General features: G+C 72.6%; 11 protein-coding genes. 8 read left to right on the top strand and 3 right to left on the bottom strand.

Annotated elements, in window-relative coordinates; all coding sequences use genetic code 11:
- Positions 1-20 precede the first annotated feature (20 nt).
- On the top strand, positions 21-1,244 hold the full coding sequence (locus ACTOQ1_RS08905; protein ID WP_440065775.1) for a DUF418 domain-containing protein: 1,224 nt from the start codon (positions 21-23) through the stop codon (positions 1,242-1,244).
- A gap of 15 nt (positions 1,245-1,259) precedes the next feature.
- Here ACTOQ1_RS08905 and ACTOQ1_RS08900 read toward each other — a convergent pair whose 3' ends face one another.
- On the bottom strand, positions 1,260-2,642 hold the full coding sequence (locus ACTOQ1_RS08900) for a GH39 family glycosyl hydrolase (RefSeq protein WP_440065774.1): 1,383 nt from the start codon (positions 2,640-2,642) through the stop codon (positions 1,260-1,262).
- Positions 2,643-2,885: 243 nt separating this feature from the next.
- Complete coding sequence (locus ACTOQ1_RS08895) at positions 2,886-3,908, bottom strand: phosphotransferase family protein (protein ID WP_440065773.1); 1,023 nt, start codon at positions 3,906-3,908, stop codon at positions 2,886-2,888.
- Between the two features lie 197 nt (positions 3,909-4,105).
- Between ACTOQ1_RS08895 and ACTOQ1_RS08890 the strand changes: the two genes are divergently transcribed.
- The gene (locus tag ACTOQ1_RS08890) at positions 4,106-5,188 is read left to right on the top strand and encodes a GNAT family N-acetyltransferase (RefSeq protein ID WP_440065772.1); all 1,083 of its coding nucleotides are present in this window, start codon (positions 4,106-4,108) and stop codon (positions 5,186-5,188) included.
- 157 nt (positions 5,189-5,345) lie between these two features.
- Here ACTOQ1_RS08890 and pdxR read toward each other — a convergent pair whose 3' ends face one another.
- Complete coding sequence (gene pdxR, locus ACTOQ1_RS08885; protein ID WP_440065771.1) at positions 5,346-6,770, bottom strand: MocR-like pyridoxine biosynthesis transcription factor PdxR; 1,425 nt, start codon at positions 6,768-6,770, stop codon at positions 5,346-5,348.
- Positions 6,771-6,837: 67 nt separating this feature from the next.
- On the opposite strand from pdxR, the gene ACTOQ1_RS08880 reads away from it, so the two are divergent.
- The 6 genes from ACTOQ1_RS08880 to orn all read left to right on the top strand — a co-directional run bounded on the left by ACTOQ1_RS08880 (position 6,838) and on the right by orn (position 14,671).
- Positions 6,838-7,491, top strand: a complete 654-nt coding sequence (locus tag ACTOQ1_RS08880; RefSeq protein WP_440065770.1) for a pyridoxamine 5'-phosphate oxidase family protein — start codon at positions 6,838-6,840, stop codon at positions 7,489-7,491.
- Between the two features lie 81 nt (positions 7,492-7,572).
- Positions 7,573-9,468, top strand: coding sequence for a protein kinase domain-containing protein (locus ACTOQ1_RS08875; protein WP_440065769.1), 1,896 nt, complete (start codon positions 7,573-7,575; stop codon positions 9,466-9,468).
- A gap of 127 nt (positions 9,469-9,595) precedes the next feature.
- Positions 9,596-11,311, top strand: a complete 1,716-nt coding sequence (locus ACTOQ1_RS08870; RefSeq protein WP_440065768.1) for a serine/threonine-protein kinase — start codon at positions 9,596-9,598, stop codon at positions 11,309-11,311.
- 19 nt (positions 11,312-11,330) lie between these two features.
- Positions 11,331-12,782, top strand: a complete 1,452-nt coding sequence (locus tag ACTOQ1_RS08865; protein WP_440065767.1) for a hypothetical protein — start codon at positions 11,331-11,333, stop codon at positions 12,780-12,782.
- Positions 12,783-12,837: 55 nt separating this feature from the next.
- The gene (locus tag ACTOQ1_RS08860; protein WP_440065766.1) at positions 12,838-14,046 is read left to right on the top strand and encodes a DUF2510 domain-containing protein; all 1,209 of its coding nucleotides are present in this window, start codon (positions 12,838-12,840) and stop codon (positions 14,044-14,046) included.
- A 22-nt stretch (positions 14,047-14,068) separates the two neighbouring features.
- Positions 14,069-14,671: an oligoribonuclease gene (orn, locus tag ACTOQ1_RS08855; RefSeq protein WP_440065765.1), complete on the top strand. Its 603-nt coding sequence runs from the start codon at positions 14,069-14,071 to the stop codon at positions 14,669-14,671.
- Positions 14,672-14,717: the final 46 nt, after the last annotated feature.

Here is a 14,717-nt window from a genome sequence, read left to right as displayed (position 1 = left end):
ACTGCTCGAAGGACGGTCAGATGCTCGCAGAGGGACCCCGTGGCCGGGCGGGGGCCTCCACCGAGGTCACAGGGCGGCGGATCGCGGCGGTCGACGCGCTACGCGGTTTCGCGCTGTTCGGCATCGTGGTGGTCAACATCACCTATCTCGCCTCGGGATACCGGATGGCGGGGCTGGCGGCGCCGTCGTTCTCCGCGCCGCTCGACTGGGAGGTGCGCTGGGTCGTCTCGGTGCTCTTCGAGAACAAGTTCTATCTGCTGTTCGCCTTCCTGTTCGGCTACAGCTTCACCCTCCAGATCGACTCGGCCCACAGGTCGGGGGCGGCTTTCGTCCCCCGGTTCCTGCGCCGCCTGGGCGGGCTGTTCCTGCTCGGCCTGGCCCACGGGATCCTGCTGTTCCCCGGTGACATCCTGGCGACGTACGCGATCGTGGGGCTGGTCCTGCTGGCGGTGCGGCGGATCACCCCGCGCACCGCGATGATCGCCGCGCTCGCGATGACGGTGGCACTGGCCGTGGGGGTGCTGCTGCTGGCCGTGCTGGCGGCGCTGGGCACCGACGCCTCCGAGGCCGTTTCGGAGAGCGCGGCGCAGGCCGCCGTGTCGGACCGGGCCCTGCACGGCTCCGCGTCAATGATCATCAACGAGCACCTGCACAAGCTCGCCAAGATCTTCGTGTTGCGGGTCTTCTTCCAGGGGCCCACGGTGCTCGCCGCGTGCCTGGTCGGGCTGGCCCTGGGCAAGCTGCGGCTGCTGACCGACCTGTCCGGGCACACGGCCACGCTGCGGCGGCTGCAGTGGGCGGGATTCACCGCGGGGCTCGCCGGGGCGCTGGTCTACGCGCACTCGACCTGGTCGGGAGGCGGGCACGCGTACCACATGGTCGGCCAGACGGTGAACCTGGTCACCGCGCCGCTGCTGGCCGCGGCCTACGCCGCCACCCTGCTGCGCCTGCTGCCCGCGGTGCCGCGGCTGGCCGGGGCGCTCGCGGCGCCCGGCAGGCTGGCGTTGACGAACTATCTGGGACAGTCGCTGATCAGCTCGCTGATCTTCACCGGTTACGGGCTGAGCCTGGTCGACCAGGTCAGCCCGTTCCATGTGGTGTCGATCGGCGTCGGCATCTTCGCGGCGCAGGCCGTCTGGAGCCGGTGGTGGCTGCGCCGCCACCGCTACGGGCCGGTGGAGTGGCTGCTGCGCTGGTTCACCAACCGGCGCAGGCCCGCCCGCCCCCCGGTCGGCGACGCCTAGGCGTCGCCGGCGTCGCTAGGCTCCCGCGCGCTCGCTCCACCTGACCTCGTACGGCTTGAGCTGGAACTGCTTGCCGTCCACGACGGTGACGGCGTCTGCCGCGGTGGTGTTGACCATCACGAGCTGGCGCTCCTGGGCCAGGACCCGCACCTGCGCGTTGGAGGAGGTCACCGCCTCCAGCGGGACCCCGAGGGGGAACCACTTGGTGAAGCCGCTCATGATGCCCGCCATGGGCATCTCGACGCCGGTGGTCGGGTGCCACAGGCAGCCGGGGCAGGCCTGGTCGTCACCTGTGGACTTGCGCTGGGGGTTCCAGAAGAGCGAGGTGGTGACGCCGCTGGTGGCGAACTCCATCATCGCGGCCGTGTGGACGGCGATGCGGTGATCCTCCTCCCAGTCGCTGTTCATGGGCTCGACGTACCACTCGGCCCACCAGACCGGCAGGTCGCCGCTCTTCTCCCGGAGCCAGCGGGTGAGGGCGCCGAACTTGCCCAGGGCGGTGAACTCGTCGGGGAAGGCCCCGGCCTCCTTGGTCACCGAGGCGCCGTCGACGACGATGAAGTCGGCGCCCTTCTTGTTCTCGATCCAGTACTCGACCGCCTCCAGGTCGCGCTGGACGATGCTCCCCCACGGTCCCTGGATCTCCGCCCCCTGCTCGGGGGTGCTGGTGCTGCCGACCGACACGTAGGGACCGCCGACCTTGATGTCCTTGTCGACGGCCTTCAGCGCGTCGTAGACCTTGTTGTAGAACTCGGTGTAGCCCTCGATGTCCCAGCGGTTCTGGGCCGTGTTCCAGAAGCCCTTCAGCTCGTTCCACACCATGAAGTGCTTGACGGTGGGATAGCGCCTGGCGACGGTCGCGGCGAGCTTGGCGTAGTCGTCGAAGTGCTCGGGCCGCGGCGCGGTCTCCAGCTGCGTCCAGTCGGTCCTGCCCGAGCTGCCGCCCTTCATCCAGTCCGGCGAGCAGCACAGCGTGATGATCGGGATGGCCTGGGAGCCGGACATGAACCTGATCCGGCGGTCGAGGTCACGGAAGTCGTTCCTGCCGGGCGCCGGTTCGGGGTTGCCCGCCCCCCAGCCCATGATGTGCTGGTTCTGCAGCATCGGGACCCGGCTGAGCATGTGGGAGGCGGCCTCGGTGACCTCGCTGCCCTCGTTGTCGGCGCTGAACTCCGTGTGAGTGATGCCCCAGCGCGGCCAGTCCTGGACGACGGGGGGTGCCTCCAGCACGGGTGCCGCCTGCGTTGGGGCCATCGTCATGGCTTGTCCGCGCGGAACGTCCGGCTTGGCGGCATAGGCGATGATGCCGACCACGAGTGCCGCCGTCACGACCAACGCCCCCAGTGCGACCGGCCAGGCCGGGCGCCGTCGCTGGTGCCGTCCGTTAGTCGGTATCACCGAATTTCCTCGATCCTCGCAGGTCAACGAATGTAGCGTTCCATAGCGGCATCGGACGTGACGGTGCCCCGGCATGGTTCACAGGCAAGCGTTACCGGCCGCGCCGCCAGCGTATCCGTGGCGGCTTGCATGACGCTTGAAACTTCTACGGTAGTTGCCGTCCGCCCGCGCGCCCACCCGGCCCGGCCCCCGGCCGCGGATCCCGGCGCCGGCGGTGCGGGCGCGGGGATCACCGGCGGCCGTTCAGCCCAGGACCCGCAGTGCCCGGTCGACGAGCGTGGGGACGGCCGCGCCGATGTGCTCGAAGCCCTCGCCGACGGTCTTGCCCTGCTTGAACCTGGCGTGGATGCCCTCCACGATGACGGCGAGCTTGTAGTTGCCGAAGGCCACGTAGAAGTCCAGGTCGGACAGGTCGGCGCCGGAGACCTTGGCGTAGTGGGCGGCGAACTCGCGGGCGGTGAGGAAGCCAGGGGCCACGGTGACGCCCGCCGCGACCGGGACCGAGGCGCGCTCCTCGTCACCGGGGTCCTGCCAGTAGGTGAGGGTGAGGCCGAGGTCGGCCAGCGGGTCGCCGAGCGTGGACATCTCCCAGTCGACGACGGCGAGGATGTCGGGATCCGGGGAGAGCCGCACTAACGTGTTGTCGAGCCGGTAGTCGCCGTGGACCAGCGTCGAGGCGGAGCGCGCGGGCAGGCGTTCGCGCAGGCGGGCCACCAGGCGGTCGTACGCGGGCAGCTCGGCGGTCTTCGACCGCTCCCACTGCTGCCCCCAGCGCTCCAGCTGGCGGGCCATGTATCCCTCGGGACGCCCGAAGTCCCCCAGCCCCACCTCCCTGTAGTCGATCGCGTGGATCGCGGCGAGCACCTCGGCCAGCCGCTCCGAAAGCCGCCGGGTCTGGGCGGGGGTGAGCCCCAGGGCGTCCTCCCGGGTCCGCACGGCCGCGCCGTCCACGTGTCCCATGAGATAGAAGGGCGCCCCGATCACGTCCCGGTCGTCGCAGAAGGCGACCGGTTCGGGCACGGGGACCGAGGTCGGCGCGAGAGCCGAGATCACCCGCCACTCGCGCCGCATGTCGTGGGCGGTCGGCAGCACGTGCCCCAGCGGGGGGCGGCGCAGCACCAGGCGGCGCCCGGAGGTCTCGACGACGTACGTCAGGTTGGATCTGCCGCCCGCGATCATGGAGACCCCGGTAGGCTCACCGACGCCCGGGACATTGGCCGCGATCCATCCGACAAGGCGTGGCCAGTCGATGCCAGGGGTGCTCATGGCCAACCATTAGAACGTCACTCGGGTCAGCGGCGCCAGCCGGGGTCGCCCAATGAGATCCCGAAACGTTGCGGTCGACACCACCCGAGCTCTGTTCTGTCCTTTATCGTTACATTACGTGCCTACCAGCATGCTTGGGCTCTGCGGCATCCTTCACTGGGTGACGTAGGGGACCCCGCACATCCCAGTAGGAGCTCATGCGCGTCTCAATCGTTCAGCCCCGTGACCTCGGCCCGGCCGACATCGACCGATGGAGAACCCTCCAGGGTGCCGACCCCGCCTTCGACAATCCCTTCCTGTCTCCTGAGTTCACCGTCACCGTCGGCGCGCTCCAGGAACGCGTCCGGGTGGCGGTGCTGCACGACGGGTCGGACGTGGTCGGATTCTTCCCCTTCGAACGCCATCCGATGGGCATCGGCATGCCCGTCGCCGCGGGCCTGACCGATGCACAGGGGCTGGTGCACGCCAAGGACGTGGAGATCGACGCGCAACGACTGATCAGGGCGTGCGGCCTGGCCGTCTACGAGTTCGACCACCTGATCGCCGGGCAGCCGCTGCTCCAGCCGGGGCACTGCAGATACCCCTCGCCGATCATCGATCTGCGTGACGGCTACGAGCCGTACATCGAGACGATCAAGGTGACCTCCGGCAAGACCTACCGCTCGACGGCGTACAAGAGCCGCAAGCTCCAGCGCGACACCGGGCCGCTGCGGCACGACTACGCCACCACCGACCTGGCGCCGCTGCGCACGCTGCTCGGCTGGAAGACCGAGCAGTACCGCCGCACTGGCCGCACCGACCGGTTCGCCCGGCCGTGGATCGTGGAGCTGGTCGAGCGGCTCCTCGCCACCGACACCGAGCACTTCGGCGGGGTCCTCGACATGCTGTACGCGGACGGCAAGCCGGTCGCCGGGCACTTCGGGCTGCGCACCGGGACCACCCTCGCGGGCTGGTTCCCCGCCTACGACACCGCCTTCGCGAAATACTCCCCCGGCCTGATCCACCACCTGGCCATGGCGGAGAAGGCCGCCGAGGCAGGGATCCAGGTCATCGACATGGGCCGCGGCGAGAAGGAGTACAAGGAGAAGCTCAAGAACGGCGAGTACGAGGTCGCGGAGGGCCGGATCGCCCGGCTGAGCCCAGGCGCCGGGGTCCACTGGATGCTGCGCGTGCCGGTGCGCAAGGCGCGCGGCACGGTCCTGGCCAGCCCGCTGCTGCGCACCACCGCCGATCGCGCCCTCAAGACGTACGGCCGCCTTCGGACGTCCATGCAGGCGTGAGCCGTTTCGTCGCCTCGGCGTGGGAACGGTCCCACGCCGAGGCGGGCCCGGTGGCCGGTCGCCCCGAAGGACGCGCGGCCGTTCCCGTACCGCGCCGGGTGGAGCAGGCGACGAGCGCGGCCGTTCCCGCGATCCGCCGGACGGCCCCGGGGACCGGTCAGCCGATCAGCTCGGCGACCACCGAGACACCTCGCCTGAGGTCGGCCCGCGACGCGGAGCCGTAGCCGATCACCAGGCCGTGCCGCAGCCGCGGCCCGTAGTAGTGGCGGGCCATCGAGTCGAGCAGCACGCCCCGGGCGTGGGCCGCCTCGACCAGGGGCTCGACCGCGTCCTCGGGCAACTCCACCATGACGTGCAGGCCCGCGGTGTCGCCCGTGACCCTGCCGGAGCCGAGGATGTCGACGACCACGGCGCGGCGGCGCGCGTACTCCAGGCGCGTGCGGCGCAGGTGCCGGTCCAGGTCCCCCTTCTCCAGGAGCACCGCCACCGCCTGCTGGGCCGGGCCGCTCGTCCGGTCGGCCAGGGCGTCCCTGGTCACGGCGAGGGCTTCGACGAAACTCGGGCGGGCGACCAGCCAGCCGACGCCGATGTCGGGTGACAGGGCCTTGCTCAGGCTGCCCAGCAGCACCACCCGGCCGGGATCGAGACCGTGCAGGGCGGGCAGCGGGGCGACGTCGTAGCGGAACTCGGCGTCGTAGTCGTCCTCCACGACGACCGCGCCGGTGCGGCGGGCCCAGGCGAGGAGGCGCTCCCTGCGCGGGATGGGCAGGCGCCCGCCGAGGGGGTACTGGTGGGCGGGGGTGGTGTACAGGACGCGCAGGTCGTCGGGGAGACCGTCCACGACGACGCCGTCCTCGTCGACCGGGCAGGGCACGAGCTCGGCGCCCCGCCCGGCGAAGACGTTCCTGGCGACGCGGTAGCCGGGCTCCTCGACGCCCGCCCGGTCACCGGGCCGCAGGAGGGTGGCGGCGACCAGGTCGAGCCCGTTGCCGGTGCCCCGGGTGACCATGATGTTCTCCGGCCCGACGGGGATCGCCCTGGTCCTGCGGAGGTGCTCGGCCAGCGCGGCACGCAGCCTCGGCAGGCCTCGGGGGTCGGGATCGCTCGCCGGCGGCAGGTCGGCCGCCCCTCGCCAGGCCCTGCGCCAGGCCGCCCTGTCGTAGTCGTGGACCCACGGCTGTCCCGGGCGCAGGTCGATCATCCTCCGCCCGCTCCCGTGCCCGTGCCCGTGCCCGTGCCCGTGTCCGTTCCCGTGTCCGTTCCCGCCGCCCGGCGACGGAACGGGCGCCGCCGGAGCGGGGACCCTCCCCTCGGCGGGAACCGCCATGTCGGCCACGTAGGTGCCCGAGCCGTGGCGCCCCTCCAGCCAGCCCTCCGCGTACAGCTGCTGGTAGGCCTCGGTGACGACGGTGCGGCTCACCGCGAGCTGGCGGGCGAGGGCCCGGGTGGAGGGCAGGCGCTCTCCGGAGGAGAGGGCGCCGCCGCGCATGGCGTCCCTGAGGCGGTCGCCGAGCTGGACGGCGAGCGCCGTACCGGCCTCGCGGTCCACCGACACGGGCAGGTCGACGGAGGGGCGCGGCAAAGTGGTCTCCTGTAAGCGCGTGAAAGTGGACGTGTTCCCGGTATCCACTTCTTCCTAGGTTAGTGCCATGCCCTCGACGCTTTCCTCGACTCCCCGCACCACCCTCAACCGCGCGAAGGACAGGGGCCGGACCTCCCGGGAGGACCTGTACGCGGTGCTGGACGCCGGGCTGGTCTGCCACCTGGGCATCCTGGCCGGCGGCTCCCCCATGGTGGTCCCCACCGGCTACGGCCGGATCGGCGACACCCTCTACCTGCACGGTTCCACCGGCGCGACCTCCCTGCGCAACGCGGACGAGGTCTGCGTCACGGTGACCCACGTGGACGGCGTCGTGCTCGCCCGCTCGTCCTTCCACCACTCGCTCAACTACCGTTCCGCCATGGTCTACGGCCGCCCCCGCCGGGTGGTGGACGCCGAGGAGCGCCTGGCCGGGCTGCGGGCGATCACCGAGCAGCTCGCCCCCGGCCAGTGGGACGCCACCCGCAGGCCCACCGGCAAGGAGCTCGCCGCGACCATGGTGCTCGCCCTCTCCCTCGCCGAGGCGTCGGTGAAGGTGCGCCAGGGCCCGCCGGTCGACGACGAGGAGGACTACGCGCGGCCGATCTGGGCCGGGGTGCTGCCGCTGCACCAGGTCTGGGGCACGCCCGAGCCCGATCCCGCGCTGAGCTGGGACCTGGCCGTGCCCGAGCACATCGCGTCGCGAACCATGCCCGTTCGGTAAACCTCTCCGGCAAACCCGCCACACGCGCCACGCGTCTCCATACCGAGGCCCCTATCCGGCCCCCGAACCATGGAGGCGGCCATGACGGCCATCGGCTGGACACCCCCCGGCTACACCGAGCTGCGCGAACTCGGCGTGGGCGGCGGCGGGCGGGTGGTCCTCGCCCGTCACGACGAGTCGGGCACCTGGGTGGCGATCAAATACCTGGCCGAGTGGCTCAGGGACGACCCGGGCTTCCTCGCCCGCTTCCGCGAGGAGGCCAGGCTCCTGGTGGAGCTGGCGGACGAGAACGTGGCCCGGCTGTACGAATACGTCGAGGTGCCCGGCGGCGCCGCCATCGTGATGGAGGCCGTCAACGGCGTCTCCCTGCGCGAGCTGCTGCGCGAGCACGGCTCGACGGGGCCCGAGGCGGCGCTGACCGTGCTCAAGGGCTCGCTGGCGGGGCTGGCCACCGCTCACCGGGCCGGGCTGGTGCACCGCGACTACAAGCCGGAGAACGTGCTCGTCGAGACCACGGGCACCAGCAAGCTGGTCGACTTCGGCATCGCCGTGCGGGCGGGAGAGGGCGGCCGTGCCGCGGGCACCCCGCCCTACATGGCTCCCGAGCAGTGGGCGGGCGCCCCCGCCTCCCCCGCCTGCGACGTCTACGCCGCGACGGCGGTCTTCTTCGAGTGCCTGGCCGGGCACCGCCCTTACCGCTCCGGTGAGCGGGTGGTGCTGATGCACCAGCACATGACCGCGCCGATCCCGGTGGACGAGGTCCCCGAGCCGGTCAGGCCCCTGGTCGCCAGGGGCATGGCCAAACGGCCCGGTGACCGGCCGGCCGGTGCCGGGGAGTTCCTGGCGGAGCTGGAGAGCGTCGCGGTCGCGGGCTACGGGCAGGACTGGGAGGAGCGCGGGCGGGCCCGGCTGGCCGCCCTGGTGGCGCTGCTTCCCCTGCTGTTCCCGCCCGCCGCCCCCGGCCCGGTGGCCGGGACCACGCTGTTCAGGACGGTGCTGCGCACGCTGCGGTCGAGGTCCGCCGGGGTGGCGGCGGGCGCCGCGGGGGTGATGCTGGTCGCGGGCGGCGCCGGCGTGTACGCCCTGACCTCGGGAGGGCCCGAGCGACCTCGCACGATCGACGTGGTCGCCGCGACGCCGCCCCTGCCCCCCTCGCCCGGCACGCGGGGCCAGGTGTCGCCGTCCCTGCCCGCGCCCTCCTCCGCGACCTTCTCCCCTCCCGCGTCCGCGGAACCGGTCTCGTCGTCCGGACCCACCGGGGAGAGCGTCCCCTCCACCGGCCCCACCGCCGGGGAGGCGAGCGCTCCCCCCGCCACCGGCACGCCCGGCGGGCCGACACCCCGGCCGTCCTCCTCCCCGCCGACGGCGCCGACGCCGCCGACGCCGCCACCGTCCTCCCCGCCGACGACCGGTCCCTCCACCGCGCCGCCCGAGGTGGGGGTACGCCGGGTGGAGGTGGTGCGGGCCCGTGTCAACGCGCGGGGCGCGGCCCTGGTGGCGGTCTCGGTCGACACCGCGAACGCCCGGCAGGTACGCCTGCGCGTGGTCTTCCGCGCCGGTCAGGCCGTACGGAGGACGGTCGTGCCGCTGTCGGGCGCGACGAGCTACTCGCGTACGGTCAGGTTCGGCTTTCCCCGGGTGGGGTGCGGGGCCGCCTGGAACGTGGTGGTGACCGGCCTCCCCTCGGGCCGCGCGAGCGGCGCGAGCGGTGAGACCTCCCCGTGCGCCGGGCCGACGCGCACCCCGAGGCCGGCTCCGACGGTCCCCGGGACGGCCGCGCCCACCTCCGGGCCCACGCAGAAGCCCACCCCGAGGCCGACGGTCACCCGCACCGCGCGCCCCGGGCCGAAGGTGACGGTCACCCGCACCGCGCGGGCCACCGTGAAACCGTCGGCCGCCCGCAGCGCAAGACCGAAAATTGGTATTTCGGTCATACCTTCCTCGCCGGCCTCACCCGGGGAATCGAGCCGCGCATAGCGGATAACCACTGATCAGCTCCGTACCGTGAGACTGATTCACGGTTAATGAGCGGAATGCGGTTATCTATCGCTAGGCTACGGTCCGTCTGTTATGGGTGGGGGCCCAGACAACTGAGGAGACCGTTATGTACGGCACGCCATCGGCCTGGCGAGTCCCCGGATACACCGAGATCCGCGAGTTGGGCGCCGGTGCGGCCGGGCGTGTGGTGATGGCTCGGCACGACGCCGACGGCATCATGGTGGCGATCAAGTACCTGTCCGACGAGCTCAGGAGCGACGTCGGGTTCGTGGCCCGCTTCCGGCACGAGGCGCGGGTGCTCAACACCCTGAGCAGCCCGCACTCCGTCCGGCTGTACGACTATGTCGAGACCGGCGACGGCGCGGCCATCGTCATGGAACTGGTCAACGGCGTCGCCCTGCGGGCGTTGCTGCGCTCGGAGGGGCCGACCGGCCCCGAGGCCGCGCTGCTCGTGCTCAAGGGCTCGCTCCTGGGACTGGCCGCCGCGCACTCGGCGGGTGTGGTGCACCGCGACTTCAAGCCCGAGAACGTGATGGTGGAGGCCGACGGGAGGAGCAAGCTCGTCGACTTCGGCATCGCGGTCCGCTCCGGCGACGGCGACACCCCCGCGGGCACGCCGCCCTACATGGCTCCCGAGCAGTGGGTGGGCGGCCCCGCCGGGCCCGCCACCGACGTCTACGCCGCCACCGTCGTGTTCTTCGAGTGCCTGACCGGCGCCCGTCCCTTCCGGGCCACGAACATCGCCGCGCTGGCCCGCCAGCACCAGGTGATGCCTCCGCCGGTCGAGGAGGTGCCCACCGCCCTGCAGGGGCTGGTCGAGCGCGGCCTGGCCAAGCACCCCGCCGACCGGCCGCCGACCGCCAGCGCCTTCCTCACCGAGCTGGAGGCGGTGGCCGCCGACGCCTACGGCCCCGACTGGCAGGAGCGCGGCCGGCGCCGCCTGGCCGGGGTCGCCGGGCTGCTGGCCGCGATGTTCCCGCTGGACGTGCCCGTCCCCGGAGCCGACACCTCGCTGGCCATGACCGAGCTCGACGGAGACGGCGGCGATGGCGACGGCTGGGAGAAGACCTCCTCGATCAGCAAGCTGAGCGTCAAGATCCTCATCGGCGTCGGCTGTATCGCGGTGATCGGCGGGCTGACCGCGGTGCTGGTCGGCTCGGGCGGCTCCACGGAGATCCAGTCGCAGAGTTCCGTCACCTCGCAGAGCCCGACCCCCTCGGAGCTGGAGACGCTCATCCCCGGGGACGAGACCGACGAGACCGACGAGCCGGTGGAGGAGTCGCCGTCCGCGGCCACGCCGACGCCCACGCCGACCCCGAGCACCGCCGCCACCTCGGGCCTTCCGCCCGTGGCACCCACCGCGACGTCGGCGGCCGCCACGCCCACGCCGTCGGCGACGCCCACCAGAAGGCCCACCACGCGGCCGACGAGGAAGCCGACGCAGCAGCCGGCGCCGACTCCCACCTCGGAGGAAAGCGCCACCCTGGACGGTCCCCGCGACACCGGCCGTCCCACGACCAGGCCGCCGTCCGCCACCCCGACCCAGCCGACCGCGGCCCCGACCCGTCCGACGACGAGACCGTCCCCGACCCGGACGACGGAGCCGACCACGGAGCCCTCCCCCACCGTGACGGACACCTCGTCGCCGGGCACCTCGCCCTCGGCCTCCTCACCGCCTCCGCGCCTCACCGCCTCGCCCCTGCCGTCCGCGGAGGCGACCCCGGCCGCTTTCCTCGCGCTGGGCCTGGTGACGAGCGGTGCCGTACCGTTCACACTGGCCGTCAAGCGCGGCATGGCGGGACGGCACCGGAAACGCCGGTAGACAGGGGAACGATCGCGATATGAGCACCGGGGGAGGCGCCGCCGGGTTCCGGCTGACCGGCCGTACCTGGGCGGACGACCTGGGAATCTGGTCGTCGGCCGTCGCGGCCGACGGGCGGCCGGGGAGCGCGCTCAGGTTCGACCCCCGGCTGGTCGCCGATCCCGCGGCGCGCGAGCGGCTGGTCGCGGCCGTGGTCGCCGACCGCAGGCTCACGCAGAGCGGCACGACCGGGCTGGTCCCGATCGCCGACCTCATCACGGCCAGGGACGAGGTCTGGCTGATCACCTCGGAACCGGTCAGCCCGACGTTGGGCGACCTGCTGTCGCCCGGCTCGCCCGGGTCGCCCGGGTCGCCCCGGCCCGACGCGGGCAGCGCGGCCACGGTCCTGGTGGAGACCGCGCAGGCGCTGCTTGCCGTGCACGCCTCCGGGCTCGCCCACGGGGAGCTCCACCCGGGCACCGTGGTGATCGCCTCGGACGGGTCGGCGCTGCTCGCGGAGCGAGGGCTGGCCGACGCCCTGCTCGGCCGCCCTCCCGCGCCGGAACGCGACGTGGCGGCCTGGGCGTCGCTCGCCCGAGGTCTGGCCGCGACCTGGGCCTCGGCCGACCGCGGGGCCGCCGGGCTGCTGGAGAGGGCGGCGGCGACGGCCTCCATCAGGGGGCTCGCTCCCGCGCGCGACGCGCTGCTCGCCGGGCGGGACGTCCTGCCGTCCGGGTTCACCACCCGCGACAGGCTCGTGGCCACCCTGCACCGGTGGCCGGGGCACGAGGCGCCCGCTTCCGGCGGGCATCCGGCCCCCGCGCGGCCCGCCCCCGACGAGGGGGACATCGTCACGCTGCTGCACGTCCCGAAGGCCGGTGATCCGCGCGCCGCGGGGGCCGGCGACCGGCGCGGCGCGGGGGGTGACGAGCGCCGGCCCGAGGACGTGGTCATGCGATTCGGTCCCGGAGTGCCGTCGGAGACCACGGCCGCCCAGCTGTGGCGGGCCGGCCGGGACCAGCAGCAGACCGAGTTGCCGTCCGGCAGGCTCGCCGCCGCCGCGGCTCCCCGCGCGCGGCGCAGGCGCGGCCGTACGGTCCTCGCCTCGGCGATCCTCGCGCTGATGGTCGTGGGCGCGCTGGCGATCTGGCTGTTCCGGGGCTCGGCGACACCGCTGGAGGTGACGAAGGTGGATGTCAGCGCCCCGAGGAAGGCGCAGGGGTGCGACACGACGGTCAAGATCACCGGTGTGCTGTCCACCAACGGCGCGGGCGGCGAGGTCCGCTACCAGTGGAAGCGGAGCGACCGCAAGGAGCCGATCGCGCAGACCGACCGGATCGCGTCCGGGGACACCTCCCACGAGGTGAGCCTGGAGTGGACGGTCAAGGGCGAGGGAAATTTCAAGGGAACCGCCACCCTGATGCTGCTCGCGCCGGTCCCCGAGGGGAAGAAGCTCCAGGACAGAGCCACCTTCACCTACAAATGTTCATGATTGATCATCAAGGTCCACAATGCGGCACAAAGCCGTTCTTACTACTCTGGCGGCCATGACCACGCAGACCCCCTCCGGCTGGTATCCCGACCCCTACGGCTCACCGCTGTTGCGGTGGTGGGACGGCAGTGAGTGGACCGACGCCACCCATCAGACGGACGCTCCCACGGGGCAGGGCGCGGCGCCGGGACCACAGACCGGCCCCTTCCTCCAGCCGCACTCCGCGGGACCCGGCCCCGGGCAGACAGGGCCGCATCCGGCCGGGCTCGGCCCCCAGCAGATGGGGCCGCGCCCCGCGCCGGAAGGATCCCCCGGGGCAGGTTCCCCAGGCCCCTCCGGCCCCTCCGGCCCCTCCGGCCAGTGGTCCGGTCCGGCCGCGCACCAGCAGGCCACGCAGGTGCCGGCGGGCACGGGACAGCCGCAGTGGGGCGGGCCGCCGAACGGCCACACGGCGCAGATGCCCCTCCCGCCGTACGACGGCTACCCGTCCGGGCCGCCGCCGCGCAAGAGCGGCCCTCTGCCGTGGATCCTGGGCGGCGGCGGCGTGCTGATCCTGATCGTCGTGATCGTGGTCGCCGCGATGTACCTGATCAACCCCGAGCGCAGGAACACCGCGGGCGAGCCCACCGGGCTCCCCACGCCGCCTCCCACCGCGCCCCTGGAGCCCAGCCAGGAGCCGACCCCCGAGGCGACGCCCGCGCCCTCACAGAGCGCGCCGCCCCCGCCCCAGGCCGTGGACGGGCGCGTCACGGACCCGGTGACCGGCCTGTCGTACGAGATGCCCGGCGAGCCGTGGGAGGTGCCCCCCAGCGTCGGCGGCGGGCTCGGGTTCGTCTGGACCAGCGCGGCCGTCGCCGTCGCCCAGGAGAACTTCGACGGCAGGGGCGGCAACTGGCTCGGCAACGTGCTGACCGGCGAGCTTCCCGACCAGTACGGCTACCAGGGCGTCGACAGCATGCGCTCGGTCGCCACGACGCTGCTGCAGGTCGTGGAGCCCGCCTTCTACACCCCCCCGCACCGCCGGAAGATCGTCGAGGACAAGGCCGTCAAGGTCAGCGGCAGGGACGCCTGGCTGTTCGTCTTCGACCTGGACTTCTCCGAGCAGTCGAAGGTCAACGGCTGGAAGTGGAAGCGGGAGCGGGCCGCGTTCGTGATCGTCGACCGTGGCGAGGGCAGGCGTCCGGCGCTGGCCTACGTCTCCGTACCGGACAATCTCGACCTATCCGTGGCAGACAAGGTGATCAAGTCATTCAAGCTCTCGTGAAGTGAGTACTACCCTGAGGGCTATGAGTGACCTGCTGGTCTGGATCGACTGTGAGATGACCGGGCTCGACCTTGGGCGTGACGCGCTTGTCGAGGTGGCCTGCGTGGTCACCGACGGCGAGCTGAACCAGCTCGACGAGGGGGTGGACGTGGTCATCAAGCCCCCGCCCGAGTCCCTTGAGCAGATGTCGGAGGTGGTGCGGGAGATGCACACCGCCTCCGGCCTGCTGGACGCGCTGGGGGGCGGTGTCACGCTGGCCGAGGCCGAATCCATGGTGCTCGAATACATCAGGGGCCACGTCCGGGAGCCGAAGAAGGCCCCGCTGTGCGGCAACTCCATCTCCACGGACCGGTCGTTCCTCTCCCGCGACATGCCGGCCGTGGACGCGTTCCTGCACTACCGGATGATCGACGTCTCCTCGGTGAAGGAACTGGCCCGGCGCTGGTACCCCCGGGTCTACTTCGCCTCGCCCGAGAAGCAGGGCGGCCATCGGGCGCTGGCCGACATCGTCGAGAGCATCCGGGAGCTGCGCTACTACCGCGCGGCGGTCTTCGTGCCCCAGCCGGGCCCCGACTCCGCCACCGCCAGGGAACTGGCCGAGGGCGTGTCCACGCACAGAGCTTGAGCGTTTCACGAGAAACCCGGTACGAAACGACTCCCAAAGACCGCTA

The organism is Streptosporangium sp. OZ121, assembly GCF_051918885.1.
Classification (GTDB): Bacteria; Actinomycetota; Actinomycetes; order Streptosporangiales; family Streptosporangiaceae; genus Streptosporangium.
The sequence above is the reverse complement of the archived record's forward strand: the minus strand, read 5'-3'. Positions and strand labels throughout refer to the sequence as shown.

Bases quoted from the DNA above. Each gene is read 5' to 3' on its own strand.
- ACTOQ1_RS08905 (WP_440065775.1), top strand. From the start codon at position 21: ATGCTCGCAGAGGGACCCCGTGGCCGGGCGGGGGCCTCCACCGAGGTC.
- ACTOQ1_RS08895 (WP_440065773.1), bottom strand. From the start codon at position 3,908: ATGAGCACCCCTGGCATCGACTGGCCACGCCTTGTCGGATGGATCGCG.
- ACTOQ1_RS08890 (WP_440065772.1), top strand. From the start codon at position 4,106: ATGCGCGTCTCAATCGTTCAGCCCCGTGACCTCGGCCCGGCCGACATC.
- ACTOQ1_RS08880 (WP_440065770.1), top strand. From the start codon at position 6,838: ATGCCCTCGACGCTTTCCTCGACTCCCCGCACCACCCTCAACCGCGCG.
- ACTOQ1_RS08875 (WP_440065769.1), top strand. From the start codon at position 7,573: ATGACGGCCATCGGCTGGACACCCCCCGGCTACACCGAGCTGCGCGAA.
- ACTOQ1_RS08870 (WP_440065768.1), top strand. From the start codon at position 9,596: ATGTACGGCACGCCATCGGCCTGGCGAGTCCCCGGATACACCGAGATC.
- ACTOQ1_RS08865 (WP_440065767.1), top strand. From the start codon at position 11,331: ATGAGCACCGGGGGAGGCGCCGCCGGGTTCCGGCTGACCGGCCGTACC.
- ACTOQ1_RS08860 (WP_440065766.1), top strand. From the start codon at position 12,838: ATGACCACGCAGACCCCCTCCGGCTGGTATCCCGACCCCTACGGCTCA.
- orn (WP_440065765.1), top strand. From the start codon at position 14,069: ATGAGTGACCTGCTGGTCTGGATCGACTGTGAGATGACCGGGCTCGAC.